Consider the following 14,120-nt stretch of genomic DNA (forward strand, 5'->3'; position numbering starts at 1 on the left):
AAAAAATAATGACACAACAGATATTAGACAATTTCTTAGACGAGACTTTAAAGGTTCGTCACTTTGACAGAGATAACCAATTGTCATTTAGCAGAAGAAATATAAATCTTTGGCAGCTGCATATTCTTACTGAGTCTGTTTTCCTCAAGTCATTTAGAAATTATGAAAATTACCTGCGAGATATATTTACTAATTACTGCTGCGAAGCAGCTACTGTGTCAGGCACTGCTGTGGTTTCTTTTTTGAAACCTAGAGATTCAGACCATGCAGAGACTCTACTTAAATCTGCGATGCCATTTCTTGATTGGTCTAGTCCAATATCTGTTATATCTAGGGCAGAAGTCTATTTGCAAGATGGAATACCAGTTAAATCAATATTGATTGCTAAAACTCAAAACTTAAAAAATTATAAATTAATTCGGAATCATATAGCACATAATTCAAAAGAGTCTAGCCTTGAGTACAACAAGGTGCTCAAGAGTTATTTTTCGACTTTCCCATTAACCCCTCCTCCTCCTGGGGAATTTTTATTAATGCCTTCTAAAAAAGCTGCTAATAAGTATAATTTAATATTGTTTTTTGACGAAATAGAGGCAGTAGCAAAAGCAATAGCCCAATAAAAAAGGCAGGAGTTTCATTACTCCTGCCTTTTTTATTGGGCTATTGCTTTTTACGAACCGCAAGCCTCGCAAGCGTCCGGATTATCCAGCGAGCAAGACATGTCCGAAGCGTTCTGGGCGGCTACGTTCAGCGGCTCCAGGGTCTCGGCGGCTTGTTTCTGCACCGTGAACTTGATGGCGTCGGCGGCGGCTTTGGTGCGCAGGTAGTACATGCCGGTTTTGAGGCCTTTCTTCCAGCTGTGGAAGTGCATGCTGGTGAGCTTGCCGAAGTTCACGTTCATCACGTGCAGGTTCAGGCTCTGGCTCTGGCAAATAAATGCCCCCCGGTCAGCCGACATATCGATAATGCGGCGCTGGGAGATTTCCCACACCGTCTTATACAGGTCTTTGATGTGCTGCGGGATGCGGGCGATGTTCTGCACCGAGCCGTTGGCGGCAATGATTTCGTTCTTCATCTGTTCGTTCCAGATGCCGAGCTTGATGAGGTCCTTGAGCAAGTGCTTGTTTACCACCATAAACTCCCCGCTCAGCACGCGCCGCACGTAGATGTTGGAGGTGTAAGGCTCAAACGACTCGTTGTTGCCGAGAATCTGGGCGGTGCTGGCCGTGGGCATAGGCGCCACCAGCAGGGAGTTGCGCATGCCGTGCTCCATTACCTGAGCGCGCAGCGTTTCCCAATCCCAGCGGCCCGAGTCGGGCGTCACGTTCCAGAGGTCGAACTGAAACTTGCCCTGGCTCATGGGCGAGCCGGCGAAGGTCTCGTAGGGGCCATTTTTCTTGGCCAAATCCATGGAAGCCGTGCAGGCCGCGAAGTAGATTGTCTCGAAGATGTCTTTGTTCAGGCCCGTGGCTTCGTCGCTCTCGAACGGCATGCGCAGGGCAATAAACGTATCGGCCAGCCCTTGCACGCCCAGCCCGATGGGGCGGTGGCGGCGGTTGGAGCGCTCGGCCTCGGGCACGGGGTAATAGTTGATGTCAATAACCTTGTTCAGGTTCTTGGTAGCGTGGTACGTGACGTCGTACAGCTTCTGGTGGTCGAACACCATCTGGCCCTTCTGCTCGCCTTCCTTCACGAAGCGCGGCAAGGCCAAGGAAGCCAGGTTGCAGACGGCAATTTCGTGCTCGTCGGTGTACTCCATAATCTCGGTGCACAGGTTCGACGACTTGATGGTGCCCAGGTTCTGCTGGTTCGACTTGCGGTTGGCCGCGTCCTTAAACAGCATGTAAGGCGTGCCAGTCTCGGTCTGGCTTTCCAGAATAGCAAACCACAGCTCCTGCGCCTTGATGGTCTTGCGGCCGCGGCCTTCCTTCTCGTATTTTTTATAAAGACGCTCGAAGTCCTCGCCCCAGGTGTCGCCCAGGCCGGGGCACTCGTTGGGGCACATCAGGGTCCAGTCGCCGTTATCCTCCACGCGCTTCATGAACAAGTCGGGCGTCCAGAGGGCGTAGAACAGGTCGCGGGCGCGGTTTTCTTCCTTGCCGTGGTTTTTCTTGAGGTCCAGGAAGTCGAAGATATCGGCGTGCCAGGGCTCGATGTAGATAGCGAAGGCACCTTTGCGCTTGCCGCCGCCCTGGTCCACGTAGCGGGCCGTGTCGTTGAACACCTTCAGCATCGGGATGATGCCGTTGGACGTGCCGTTGGTGCCCTTGATATAAGAGCCCGTAGCCCGCACGTTATGAATGCTGAGGCCAATACCGCCTGCCGACTGCGAAATCTGAGCGCAGTTTTTCAGCGTGTCGTAAATGCCCGTGATGGAGTCGTCCTTCATGGTGAGCAGGAAGCACGACGACAGCTGGGGCTTCGGTGAGCCGGCGTTGAACAGGGTAGGCGTAGCGTGGGTGAACCACCGCTCGCTCATCAGCTCATAGGTCTCAATGGCCGATTCGATATCATCCTTGTGAATACCGATGGCCACGCGCATGAGCATGTGCTGGGGCCGCTCTACCACTTTGCCATCCATGCGCAGCAGGTACGAGCGCTCCAGGGTTTTGAACCCGAAGTAGTCGTAGCTGTAGTCGCGGTCATAGAGGATAGCCGAGTCGAGGGTAGCCGCGTGCTTGTGGATAACTTCCCACACGTCTTTGGCAATCAGCGAAGCGTTTTCGCCGGTCTTGGGGTCCTCATACGTGTACAACCGCTTCATGGTGCTGCTGAACGACTTGGAGGTCACCTTATGCAGGTTGCTCACGGCAATGCGGGCCGCCAGAATAGCGTAGTCGGGGTGCTTGGTGGTGAGCGAAGCCGCAGTTTCGGCCGCCAGGTTATCAAGCTCAATAGTCGTAACGCCGTCATAAATCCCGTCAATGACCTTTTTGGCCACTTCAATCGGCGAGACATACACCATGTTGAGCCCGTAGCAGAGCTTCTCGATGCGCGCCGTGACTTTGTCAAATTTCACGGATTCGCGCCGGCCGTCGCGTTTAATTACCAGCATATGCGTGTGCGTTTTGGTAGTTGGATATGAGTTTGCCGGCCCAATGAAGAGCAGACAGTTTAGTCAAGAAAGTGAGGTAAGCAGCGTGTGACTGCGGTTAATCGTTGCGGAAGATATTTCTATCTGTTGGGTAGGACAAGACTTATCAACAGAAGTTATCCACATAGTCCAAAATTGTAGCGCTAGGGGGCAAAATTGATGTAGGCGCTGTAGGATAGGTGCTAAATTTTGGGAGCGAAATTGGGTTGTCCTTTTTGGTAGGAAGTTGTATGCTTAGACTTGCCACTCGTGAGTAGTCAGTCTCTACCTTGTTCCCTTCTTCACCTCTCCTTGTCATCCTGAGTTTACGAAGGACCTTATGCCCAGTGAACTACTAGCATAACAACAACTCGTGCCTGCGTGAGAAGGTCCTTCGCGCTGCTCAGGATGACAGACGAGGGGGAGTTAAGTGGCAAAGAGAAAAGGGCTCTGACATACCTAATCACATATGCCTTACTATACCTACATCACGACCAATCCTGCTCGTAACGTGCTGTATATCGGTGTCACCAATAGCCTAAGCAGTCGCATGGCCCAGCACTACGAAAACCGTGGCACGGCGCAGACGTTTGCCGGCCGCTATTTCTGCTACAACCTTATCTACTTCGAAGAGCATTCCGACAGCAAAGCTGCCATTGCTCGTGAAAAAGAATTGAAAGGCTGGACGCGTGCTAAAAAAGAAGTTTTAATAGCTGCGCAGAATCCAAACTGGGAGTTTCTATCGCCTAGATAAAAACACCTGTCATCCTGACGAAGGAAGGACCTTATCACGCTGAAACGACCAATGTAGTTACGGTTCGTTCTAACGTGATAAGGTCCTTCCTTCGTCAGGATGACAGGCGGAATTAGTTATCGCTTAAAAATCCTCATCAAGCGAGAAGGCATTCTCAGTACGCTCGCTCATTACGCCGGCTTTCTGATACTCAGCCACGCGCTTCTCGAAGAAGTTGGTTTTGCCCTGTAGCGAAATCATCTCCATGAAATCGAAGGGGTTAGAAGCATTGTAGATCTTGCTGTAGCCCAGCGACACGAGCAGACGGTCAGCCACGAACTCGATGTACTGCGCCATGTTCTTGGCATTCATCCCGATCAGGTTAACGGGCAGCGCATCGGTCACGAACTCCTGCTCAATGGTTACCGCGTCCCGGATGATGCTGTGCACACGCTCCTCGCTGAGCTTGTTCTGGAGGTAGCCGTAGAGCAGGCAGGCGAAGTCGCAGTGTAGGCCTTCGTCGCGGGAAATGAGCTCGTTGGAGAAGGTCAGGCCAGGCATCAGGCCGCGCTTCTTCAGCCAGAAAATGGAGCAGAACGAGCCAGAGAAGAAAATGCCTTCCACTGCCGCGAAGGCGATGATGCGCTCAGCAAAGTCTTCGGAGTTGATCCACTTCAAGGCCCACTCGCCTTTTTTCTTCACGCACGGCACGGTTTCAAGGGCGTTGAAGAGGCGGTCTTTCTCCTTGGGGTCTTTGATGTAGGTGTCAATCAGCAGCGAATAGGTCTCGCTGTGAATGTTTTCCATCATAATCTGGAAGCCATAGAAGCAGCGCGCTTCGGGCATCTGCACTTCCTGCATGAAGTTCACGGCCAGGTTCTCGTTCACGATGCCATCGGAGGCCGCGAAGAAGGCTAGCACATGCGAGATGAAGTGCTTCTCGTTATCGTTGAGGTTTTCCCAGTCTTTCTGGTCTTGGGAGAGGTCTATTTCCTCGGCGGTCCAGAAGGAGGCCTCCGCCTTCTTATAGAATTGCCAGACATCGTCGTTCTGGATGGGGAATAGCACAAAGCGGTTGGGGTTCTCAACGAGCAGTGGTTCCATAACAGATAGCGTATTGAAGGTGAAACGTGACCAGAAATATGATCAGCTAGTGGCTTGCCAACTCTGCGGCAAACGGAATTGTTTGGCCTGACTCACCAAAAAATTTGGGCGGTCATGGGATCAAATATAAACCCGACCTCCGGCAAAATGCCCCCCGAAAACCATTTTTATTCTGTTAATTTTTGCCTATGCTCACTGATGAGCTGTTGATAACCTTTTTTGTTGAAAGGAGCAAAATTTGGCTTGGAATGCCCAAATTTTGAATACTTATCAACATTTGGACTGTGGACAATCCAACTTATCCACAAAAAGTTTATTCGCGTGCCCGGCGCGTGCTGTTAAAAGACTGTCTGCATGCTGATGCCAGCTCGGTAGCGGATAAGTTTTGGAAGCCGACCAAATGAAGACTAGTGAGTTAGGTTTGGTTTTGAATCTTAAACCTGTTACTTTTGCCTTCCCATTTTTAAAACACGCGAGACGCCGATGTACGCAATCGTCAACATAGCTGGCAAGCAGACCAAGGTCGAAGCCGAGAAATTTGTTTATACCCACAAACTAGCCGGCAATGTCGGAGACGTAGTTGAGCTGGGCAATGTGCTCCTGACCGACAATAACGGTTCGCTCACTATCGGCGCTCCGTTCTTGGACGTGAAAGTGAAGGGTACCATCTTGGCCCAAGTAAAAGGTGACAAGGTATTGGTGTTCAAGAAGAAGCGTCGGAAGGGCTACAAGAAGCTCAACGGCCACCGTCAGGACTACACCAAAGTAATGGTCAACAGCATCGGGTAATTGAATTGACTGATCGGCTGCTGAGTGTGATAAGATTTAACTCAGAACTACCATCAGACAAGACAACACCTATAACGCACAACAAATACAACAATGGCACATAAGAAAGGCGTCGGCTCATCTAACAACGGCCGCGAATCGCATTCTAAGCGCTTGGGCGTGAAGATCTTCGGCGGTCAAGGCATTATTGCTGGCAACATCATCGTTCGTCAGCGTGGCACCAAGCATCACCCCGGCCAGAACGTGGGCATCGGCAAGGACCACACCCTGTTCGCTATGGTAGACGGCACCGTGCAGTTCCGCAAGGGCCGCAAGGATCGCTCGTTCGTATCGGTAGTACCCGTTATCGACGAGACCGAACTGACCGAAGCAACTGCTGCTTAGTCTGAGTTACTAGTTGATCGGGCTCCACATATTTCGTGGAAGTCGATACAATATTCAAAAAGCCCCCCAGACTCTACCTGGGGGGCTTTTTACGTTCAGCTTGATAAGTCGGCCATCCAGCTAGCTCAAGCGGTACAGGACTGGCTTACTTGGACTGGCATCTAACTCCAGGCTGGTGATCTGAAGGTTAAGCAGGTACAAGCCGTCTTTGAGTTCATCGGGCACGAAAATCAACTCGGTGATAGTGCTGGCGCGGCGTGTGTGCTCTGGGTATTGCCAAAACGCGTGATGAGCGAGCAGTTGGCCGCCGTCTTCTTCCCGGTCTACGCTAGGCAAGTCCAGAAGCAGGTGTTCGATATGGTGTTCGGCGAGATACTGGGCCAAGGCTGGCTCTACATAAGTAGGGTTGGTGCCAGAGTACTGACGGGCGCGCTTGGCTTTGTGGTTGGGCAGCGTCCGTAGAATGATGGCTTCCGGCAACACCTCAGAATCCGGGAAAATGCCCCCCAGCGCCGATTGTGCGTCCGCTAGCATCACTACTTGGTCGCCGTTGGGCAGTTGGCGCGGCTCCACGGAAATCAGCCGGGCTACGAATAAAAAGCGCCGCAGGCAGCGGTTGATAGTTGCCTCCAGATCGGTGGAAATGTGGCCGTAGCACTCCGTATGCGTGCCGTTGCCGTGGGGAGTGAGATGAACCCGCTTATAGTTCGTGCTGCCGCCCTCGGCCACGCTTCCCACAAAGTCGCCTACCCGAATGGTGTCAAACTGCACTGGCTCGGCCCAAAAGCAATTTACTTGGTTTGGGCCGGGTGCTAAGGGCAGCGAAATATCCAGCGGCGCGCCAGGGTCGAAGGAAAAGGTGTGGCCGTGGTAAGGATAGGTGGCGAGCATTTGGGGGGCGAATCAAGAAATAATTACTGCACTATATCAACACGCTTACCGGCGGAGGCTGCTTGCTTATCCTGCCGTTTGCTAAGCAGATCATTCAGAATCCGGCTTATCTCGTGAGCGTGCGTAAGAACCATAAAGTGGGTGCCACCGGGAATAAGATAGTCGACGGGGGCGGGAGAAGGTGGAAAAACCCGGTCGCGGGAGCCCAGAATCTGTACGCAGCTGCCAACGCCGGTACTGTCCCAATGCAGCAGCCGCCGGATGGCCCAACTGGTGTAAGCGGAGTCCATATCGCGCAGAATGGCTTTGAACACTTTGTATTCTACGTTGTCATCGATGCCGAAATACCAGCGCCCGGCCCACGGGAAAAGCTTGAGCAATGGCGGCGGCACCAGCTTGTAGACCCGCGTAGCCCGAATAATTCGGAGTAGAGTCGGCAGGCGGTCAGCATCCGGAATGCTGGACACTAACACCGCGCAGGCCCGCGGCCGAATGCGGCAGATTTCCTGCGCTATGACCCCGCCAAACGATACGCCTACTACAAAGCAGTCCGCATCCTCGGGAATCACCGCCGCCATGTGCCGCACATAGTCCGGCAACGGCTCATCACCAATCGGCTTTAGCCATTCCAGCACCTGAGACGGACCGTGCAGCAGAGGACGCAGCTTCTGAAAAACGCGCGCATCAGCCCCAAGACCAGGAATTAGGTAAAACATGAGCAGTAAAAAAGAGACTAATGTGAATTCGAATAGCTAGCTGCTGAATTAATCACTAAAAAGAACGTCATGCAGAACGCAGTGAAGCATCTCGCGTGCTGATGTTGGGTTAGTATTCCCACTAAACACGCGAGATGTTTCGCTTAGCTCTGCATGACGGGCGGGTTTTAGAGCATGTGGCCTGAAACCAAGAAGGATCTTCTCTGTTGCAATACTCGCACTTGCTACGGTTCGAGCCGCAAATACACGCCTTCTAAGTAAAAGATGTTGTGGGGGGCAATTTCTTCCTCATCGTCCTCATCCTCGTCTTCTTCGCTTTCCTCTTCTGCCTCACTCTCGCCCTCATCATCCTCATCTACCAATGTAGCCGGATAGGTGCAGGCCAGCTTCATAGCCACGTTTGGAAGGGGAACGGGGGGCTTTTCTTCGGTGGTATACTCCAGCAGGCAGGGCCATTCGGTGACGGTAGCCAGCGCCTCGGCTACTTCCTCTTGTAGCGCCTCCGCCCGCTCTCCGGCTAAGCGTAGCAATAGATCCAAGGCTGGAAACTGTAGGCCTAAATGAAAGAAATGCAGACTGTTATCGAAGTATGTAGTAGCCCACACGGTTACATCATCGGTCGTGTCGAAGACGATGGCGGTGATCTGAACGTGCTCGACAAAAAAGTCAGCATCGTCGGCGAGGGCATCAATCAGGCGTTCCATAGGCACAGATTACGCTGATTTTATTGATTTAGCCAGCGGCCTGAAATAATTCTAAGGTGATGTGGTCAGCCAGCAGTTTTCCCTGATCTGTAAGAATCAATACCTCATCGCGTAGCGTGGCCCATTGGTTTTGCTCCAAACCCCGCAAGTAGTCAGCGCGTTGGGCACGTAAGTCTACTCCAAATTCCTGCCGCAGACGCACCAGGTCGCAGCCACGAGCAGTGCGCAAACTAGTCATCAGGTATTCATTGGCGCGGTCGGTGGGAGAGAGAGTTTCGCGAGTGACGGGCACCGCGTTCTGCTCCAGCAGGCTCGTTACGTAGCGCGCGTTATTCGCTACCGCAAACTCTCGGCTGACTCCGTCGAATGAATGGGCGCTCGGGCCTAAGCCTAAATAAGGCACGCCGCGCCAGTAGTTCGAATTGTGCCGCGACTCGCGGCCGGGGAGGCAAAAATTAGAAATCTCGTACTGTTCGTAGCCGTGGGCAGGTATTTGGGCCAACAGCATTTCGAACTGCCGGGCCACAAAGTCGTCGGGTGGCGGAGTGAATTGCCCTTTGCGCAGGCGGCGTCCAAACACCGTATCAGGCTCAATAGTAAGCGCATAACACGAAAGATGAGGTACGCCCAGCGCAAAAGCCGCGGCCATATCCTGTTCCCAAATACGGTGGTCGGGAGCCGGCACACCATAAATCAGGTCCACCGAGATATTCTCGAAGCCCGCATCCTGGGCCAGCCGCACGCACCGCGCCGATTCTACGGCTGAGTGAGCCCGATTCATCAGGCGCAGGTGCGGCTCATGGAAGCTTTGCAACCCAATGCTCAGCCGATTGATGGGTGAGGCGGCCAACTCCGCTAGCTTCGGGGCAGTAAGGTCGTCGGGGTTCGCTTCGAGCGTAATCTCGGCCTGGGGGGCAATTTTGAAGTGCCGGTGAATGGCGCTAAATAACGTGTCTAGTTCCGCCGCAGTCAGCAGAGAGGGCGTGCCACCACCAAAATAAATGGTGTCGAGCGTGGCTTGGGGGCCGAGGTAGTCGCGGCGAAGCTCCACCTCCCGCACCAGCGCATCTACCAGCTTGCCTTTCAGTGCCATAGAAGTGCTGAAATGGAAGTCGCAGTAGTGGCAGGCTTGTTTGCAGAAAGGGATGTGAAGGTAAAGGCCAGGCATTCAGAAGAAAAGATAGCGTATGTGGTAACACCCAGAGATGCATAATTAGTTTGGGTGATTGGTTTCAGCTCCATTAAAAAGGACGCAACACCTCTCGCTCCATCTCCTGATTTGTTCTGCAAGGTACCCAGATCACAAATCTCCATTGCACGAGCCGCAGAAGCAGAACCTGACGGCGGCCCTGCTCTCATTGCATTTCAACCACAGGCTTCAAAATTAAATGCTTCCAGTCCACGTTCTTTGCCCCAATGTGTGCCCGCGTCTTTTTTTACTGTGTGCTGAGTCTGCTCCTGGGTTGGCCCAGTGAGATACGGGCGCAGATAACGCCCACCCCGGCCGCGCCTAGCCAGCCTGCGCTGCAGACGCCACCTTTGCCGCCCGCCCGCCCAGATACCAGCATTACGCGGCTGCGTAAGCCACTGCGGGGGGCAAAATTTATTCAACTTACTACCGAGGGAGCCGACCGGCCCACGCTCGTACGCTACCGGTTTCGGCCCACCGCGCCCGACTCGCTTACGGCTCTGCGCATCATCCGCGACGTCGTGCTGGCTCTGCAAGCCGACGCCTACCTCACTGCCTCCGCCGATTCCATGCGCTGGAGTCGCGACTCGGTGCAGGTTCGCCTGTACGTGGGCGAGCAATTCCGGTGGGCACGGCTGCGCAATGGCAACCTCGGCGACGCTTTGCTCACCAAGGCTGGCTACCGCGAAAAATTCTTCCGCGACCAGCCTTTCCGACCCCAGGAGTGGACCCAGCTCCAGCAGCGTGTACTCACCGAAGCCGAAAACCAGGGCTACCCTTTTGCCACCGTGCGCCTCGATTCCGTATCCCTTATCGGCTCCGATATCGAAGGCCGCGTGGTGCTCGACCGTGGCCCAGTTATCGTATTCGACTCTTTGCAGGTGCTGGGCACTACCAAAACCCGAACCCAGTTTTTGACCCGCTACCTACAGATTTTCCCTAATCAGCCCTATAGTCAGCAGCGGGTAGATGCCATTGCCCGCCAGCTGCGCCAGCTACCTTATATACAAGTCAAGGCTGAGCCTGAAGTGCGTTTCGCGCAGGGCAAAGCGCGGGTGTACTTGCTGCTTGACGATCGGCCGGCCAACCAGTTCGATGCCATTGTGGGCGTGCTCCCCAACCCAAGCCCCGGACCGGGCCAGAACAAAGTGCAACTCACCGGCGACGTGACCATCAACCTGCGCAATATTCGCGGCGGGGGCAAGCAGCTGGGCTTACAATGGCGCAAAGTAGACGCCGCCTCTCAGCTCCTGGACGCGCAGTATGTGCACCCTAATTTCTTCGGCTCGCCCCTGGAGGTGGGGGGCAATTTCAACCTTTATCGGCAATCCGATGCTTTCCTCACCCTGCGGCCTCGCCTTCAGGTGACGTACCCCACGGCGCGGGCCGGGCGCATCAGCTTCTTCACCGAGTTCCGCAGCTCCCGCCTGCTGTCCGATTCTACCTTTCGGGAGCTACGGGCTCTCCCCGAAAATATCGACTCCGAGTACACTTCCTACGGTCTCGACTACTCCAAAAGCACTCTCGACGACCTGTATTTTCCACGCCGGGGGGCTTTTTTCAGCAGCCTGGCCGCTGTGGGCAACAAGCGCATCAGCAAGAACACCGACCTCAATGACACGCTTTATACCCGAGTTCCTCTGCGCTCCACCCAGGTTACGCTCGGTGGCCGCGCCGAATACTATTATCCGATTGGTCGCAACGGCGTGCTCCTCGGCCGGGTGCGGGGCGAGTCCTTGCTCAACGACCGGCTGTTTCTCAACGACTTATTCCGATTGGGCGGCCTGGCTACACTACGTGGCTTCAGCGAGTTTGCTTTCTATGCCAGCTCCTACGCCGTTGGTACCGTGGAGTATCGCCAGTTCACCGGCCCCGATTCCTTTGTCTTTCTCTTCCTCGATCAGGCATACCTGCAACGTAAGCTAGCCCAAGGCGCCAACGCCGATGCGCCAACAGGCGTGGGCGCCGGTATCAGCTTTCGCACCGGCGCTGGTCTGTTTCAGCTGGTATATTCTGTGGGCCGCTCAAAGCAGCTAAATCAAAAGCTGGCGCTCAACGCCTCCAAAATTCACTTCGGAATTACCAGCCGTTTCTAGAATCAGTCACTTAATCACAACTTCATCAAAGAATAAAGCGGCTGATTATCAGTATAGAAGCCCCGAAAACCAACTTTTTACACTACAATACCACCTAATTCCAAAAAACCCTCTTACATTTGCAGAACCAAACAGTGCGGGGTGGAGCAGTTGGTAGCTCGTTGGGCTCATAACCCAAAGGTCACAGGTTCGAGTCCTGTCCCCGCTACCTAAAAGGCCGTTTCCTGATTGGAAACGGCCTTTTTTATATTTAAGGGTACATGTAGGGGTACACATCACTGCGATTTAGCTGTTTCTTTCCTTATTCATTAGCTTTTAAACGGCCGATATAATCTCAGGCTAGCCTTGTATCTTTGAGTAAGCCTATAAGGTTGTAGTTGCCAGCTCTACCTGTGGCAAAAGCCCCACATTCCTTAGTGAAGGAAGTGGGGCTTTTTCTGTAATAGTCAATAGTTCTTTTTGTATGTCAAAAAAAGGCAGTTATAGTAAACAGCAAGATGCGCTTTCAGAGAAGTTTTTCTCAGCAGAAAAAAAGTTTGGAGGGCAGTGCCGGTATCCTGGTTGCCATCAAAATGTAGATATGAGGTCTCATATTCTTCAAGAAAGAGGAATACTTAATCATATAGCTCCGGACGGAAATTTCATAGAATTCACCGTAGGGGGTCTTCATCATCCTGAACATAGATTTGAAAGGACTGGCGTAAACGCTACTAAGATGTTTACTTTTCGGGGGCTGTGTGGAACACATGACAACGCTCTCTTTGAAGAGATTGAGAATGGAGAGTACGAATTTTTAAATTATAGGCAACAACTTCTGTTTTCTTATAGAGCATTACTAAATGAGCTATCAAAGGCAGAGGTCGTGGTGAGATTTCACCGTAAATTAATTGACTGTAGTAATTATGATTTATCTAGAAAGAAACGCACTCAGAGTATGGCACCTCGGTGGATACTTGCGGCAAAAGATTTGTACTATTATAAACACTTGATGGAACAGGAGTTGTGGTTTGGCGATCATAACCAAAGGTTTGAATTTCATCGCCGAGTGCTCCCTAAGATCGATATTGCTACTTCGGCAGTATTTGGCGGCGCAATTAGACCAGTAGCAATAACTTACCTGCAAGCACAGGCTATAAATCCGCTTCACATAGGCTTTACACCATTATCACAGCCCAGATTTATTCATCTAATTCCTCGGGCAACAGATCTAGTTTCAATAGTTGGATACGTAAAGCATAGTAGCCAAAGAAAAATTAAAGGGGTTCTTATCAGCGAGATAGAAGAGCTACCTGATGAGAACTTCCGTAAGCTGATAAGCGATATCGTTGTTAGCATTCAAACGTGGGGGATTTCAGAATCTCTGTATGAAACTTGGGAGCATCAAGGAACTATAACAACCATTTTAGACGCCATAGAAAGTTTTGTTACAGGTTCTCAACAGCTTATTTCCCTGCCGACTAATGGTCAAACAGCTACTGACACTGAGCCTATTGGGACCTTCAACATGTTTGACACGCCTTAATGCGTTTGATTAGGATAGTAAAGGCCAAACTAAGATCTAATAGTATAATTTGTCATAGTCCGAAAGGCTACCTACGGCAAAAGCCCCGCGTTCCTCAATCGAGGGCGCGGGGCTTTTTTGTCATAATTACTCAGATTTTATATTTTATCATACTTGTACTATATACATTTACCACATTATAACTTATTATTGGATTAGAAATCAGTGGTTATACATTAAAACTTAAGTCGACTAGCCTAATGAAGAAATTACTCGCCATATGCTTAGTGATACTATTGTGGATTCTCATTATGTGCGGCAGGATAAACCCACCCCGAAGCGAATTTTTAGAAAATCCGTACAACCGCTAACCATGAGTTAGCTTGTAGAGAATAAACTAGTTGCTTAGCTGGCAACTGTGAAGTAGGGTTTAAACTTATTTCCTTACTTATACCCACTGGGTGAGTAGTTGCCAGTTCCCCCTAATGAGTAAAGCCCCGCGTACTCGATTGAGGAACGTAGGGCTTTTTTATAAGGTGACAAAACTACTAGGGCGGGCTACTCATTCGTCCTTAGCAGCCGTCAATCGGTTGAGTCAAGCTTGGCGGGGGGTATGCCACAATTGATTGAGATAAGGAAGATGGCGAAAGAAAGTATGCTGGTTTTCATAGTCATTAACATACAAAACGGAAGGTAGAGTTAGGGATAATCGTTGAGACAACGGGATGGACTATTAAATGATAAATATTAAACCATATATTTAATGATAATAATTGCAACGCGATTTTCTTCACTAATATGAACTTTTTACTTTGGCTGGGTTACTTATGGGGAACCCTTTATTTTGCTGATAGTCTACTCAAGGATAGTACGTCCATAATAAAGAAGATTATTATTATTCTAATTGCTTTAGGCGGTATGTGTTATATGACAGACGTTT

The 14,120-nt window shown here is 51.4% G+C and carries 12 protein-coding genes and 1 tRNA gene; 7 read left to right on the forward strand and 6 right to left on the reverse strand.

Going from position 1 to position 14,120, the window contains the following annotated elements; translation table 11 throughout:
- Window positions 1-8: 8 nt before the first annotated feature.
- On the forward strand, window positions 9-620 hold the full coding sequence (locus IEW06_RS06160) for a hypothetical protein (protein ID WP_187733442.1): 612 nt from the start codon (window positions 9-11) through the stop codon (window positions 618-620).
- Between the two features lie 50 nt (window positions 621-670).
- Here the strand turns inward: IEW06_RS06160 and IEW06_RS06165 are convergent, their stop codons facing one another.
- A complete protein-coding gene (locus tag IEW06_RS06165) occupies window positions 671-3,055 on the reverse strand; it encodes a ribonucleoside-diphosphate reductase subunit alpha (protein ID WP_187733441.1) in 2,385 nt (794 codons plus the stop codon).
- A 487-nt stretch (window positions 3,056-3,542) separates the two neighbouring features.
- Between IEW06_RS06165 and IEW06_RS06170 the strand changes: the two genes are divergently transcribed.
- Complete coding sequence (locus tag IEW06_RS06170; protein ID WP_187733440.1) at window positions 3,543-3,827, forward strand: GIY-YIG nuclease family protein; 285 nt, start codon at window positions 3,543-3,545, stop codon at window positions 3,825-3,827.
- A 123-nt stretch (window positions 3,828-3,950) separates the two neighbouring features.
- On the opposite strand, the gene IEW06_RS06175 is transcribed toward IEW06_RS06170, so the two are convergent.
- On the reverse strand, window positions 3,951-4,910 hold the full coding sequence (locus IEW06_RS06175) for a ribonucleoside-diphosphate reductase small subunit (RefSeq protein WP_133274415.1): 960 nt from the start codon (window positions 4,908-4,910) through the stop codon (window positions 3,951-3,953).
- Between the two features lie 483 nt (window positions 4,911-5,393).
- Here IEW06_RS06175 and rplU point away from each other — a divergent pair, with 483 nt between their 5' ends.
- Both rplU and rpmA read left to right on the forward strand, forming a co-directional pair.
- Window positions 5,394-5,699, forward strand: a complete 306-nt coding sequence (gene rplU, locus IEW06_RS06180; RefSeq protein ID WP_133274414.1) for a 50S ribosomal protein L21 — start codon at window positions 5,394-5,396, stop codon at window positions 5,697-5,699.
- Between the two features lie 93 nt (window positions 5,700-5,792).
- The gene (gene rpmA / locus IEW06_RS06185) at window positions 5,793-6,083 is read left to right on the forward strand and encodes a 50S ribosomal protein L27 (RefSeq protein ID WP_133274413.1); all 291 of its coding nucleotides are present in this window, start codon (window positions 5,793-5,795) and stop codon (window positions 6,081-6,083) included.
- 120 nt (window positions 6,084-6,203) lie between these two features.
- Here rpmA and IEW06_RS06190 read toward each other — a convergent pair whose 3' ends face one another.
- The 4 genes from IEW06_RS06190 to hemW all read right to left on the reverse strand — a co-directional run bounded on the left by IEW06_RS06190 (window position 6,204) and on the right by hemW (window position 9,562).
- Complete coding sequence (locus IEW06_RS06190) at window positions 6,204-6,974, reverse strand: cyclase family protein (RefSeq protein WP_188547699.1); 771 nt, start codon at window positions 6,972-6,974, stop codon at window positions 6,204-6,206.
- A gap of 23 nt (window positions 6,975-6,997) precedes the next feature.
- Window positions 6,998-7,690, reverse strand: a complete 693-nt coding sequence (locus tag IEW06_RS06195) for an alpha/beta fold hydrolase (RefSeq protein ID WP_188547701.1) — start codon at window positions 7,688-7,690, stop codon at window positions 6,998-7,000.
- A gap of 224 nt (window positions 7,691-7,914) precedes the next feature.
- A complete protein-coding gene (locus tag IEW06_RS06200) occupies window positions 7,915-8,394 on the reverse strand; it encodes a hypothetical protein (protein WP_187733438.1) in 480 nt (159 codons plus the stop codon).
- Between the two features lie 28 nt (window positions 8,395-8,422).
- Entirely contained in the window at window positions 8,423-9,562 is a 1,140-nt protein-coding gene (gene hemW / locus IEW06_RS06205) for a radical SAM family heme chaperone HemW (RefSeq protein ID WP_187733437.1), read from the reverse strand.
- Between the two features lie 275 nt (window positions 9,563-9,837).
- Between hemW and IEW06_RS06210 the strand changes: the two genes are divergently transcribed.
- The 3 genes from IEW06_RS06210 (at window position 9,838) to IEW06_RS06220 (ending at window position 13,201) form a co-directional block, all read left to right on the forward strand.
- The gene (locus IEW06_RS06210) at window positions 9,838-11,679 is read left to right on the forward strand and encodes a POTRA domain-containing protein (protein ID WP_188547703.1); all 1,842 of its coding nucleotides are present in this window, start codon (window positions 9,838-9,840) and stop codon (window positions 11,677-11,679) included.
- A 135-nt stretch (window positions 11,680-11,814) separates the two neighbouring features.
- Window positions 11,815-11,887: transfer RNA gene (locus IEW06_RS06215), tRNA-Met, on the forward strand.
- A gap of 255 nt (window positions 11,888-12,142) precedes the next feature.
- Complete coding sequence (locus IEW06_RS06220; RefSeq protein WP_187733435.1) at window positions 12,143-13,201, forward strand: hypothetical protein; 1,059 nt, start codon at window positions 12,143-12,145, stop codon at window positions 13,199-13,201.
- The last annotated feature ends 919 nt before the right edge of the window (window positions 13,202-14,120 follow it).

Origin of the sequence: Hymenobacter qilianensis, assembly GCF_014638675.1 — a bacterium.
In the GTDB taxonomy this organism is placed as follows: domain Bacteria; phylum Bacteroidota; class Bacteroidia; order Cytophagales; family Hymenobacteraceae; genus Hymenobacter; species Hymenobacter qilianensis.

Bases quoted from the DNA above. Each gene is read 5' to 3' on its own strand.
- IEW06_RS06160 (WP_187733442.1), top strand. From the start codon at position 9: ATGACACAACAGATATTAGACAATTTCTTAGACGAGACTTTAAAGGTT.
- IEW06_RS06165 (WP_187733441.1), bottom strand. From the start codon at position 3,055: ATGCTGGTAATTAAACGCGACGGCCGGCGCGAATCCGTGAAATTTGAC.
- IEW06_RS06170 (WP_187733440.1), top strand. From the start codon at position 3,543: ATGCCTTACTATACCTACATCACGACCAATCCTGCTCGTAACGTGCTG.
- IEW06_RS06175 (WP_133274415.1), bottom strand. From the start codon at position 4,910: ATGGAACCACTGCTCGTTGAGAACCCCAACCGCTTTGTGCTATTCCCC.
- rplU (WP_133274414.1), top strand. From the start codon at position 5,394: ATGTACGCAATCGTCAACATAGCTGGCAAGCAGACCAAGGTCGAAGCC.
- rpmA (WP_133274413.1), top strand. From the start codon at position 5,793: ATGGCACATAAGAAAGGCGTCGGCTCATCTAACAACGGCCGCGAATCG.
- IEW06_RS06190 (WP_188547699.1), bottom strand. From the start codon at position 6,974: ATGCTCGCCACCTATCCTTACCACGGCCACACCTTTTCCTTCGACCCT.
- IEW06_RS06195 (WP_188547701.1), bottom strand. From the start codon at position 7,690: ATGTTTTACCTAATTCCTGGTCTTGGGGCTGATGCGCGCGTTTTTCAG.
- IEW06_RS06200 (WP_187733438.1), bottom strand. From the start codon at position 8,394: ATGGAACGCCTGATTGATGCCCTCGCCGACGATGCTGACTTTTTTGTC.
- hemW (WP_187733437.1), bottom strand. From the start codon at position 9,562: ATGCCTGGCCTTTACCTTCACATCCCTTTCTGCAAACAAGCCTGCCAC.
- IEW06_RS06220 (WP_187733435.1), top strand. From the start codon at position 12,143: ATGTCAAAAAAAGGCAGTTATAGTAAACAGCAAGATGCGCTTTCAGAG.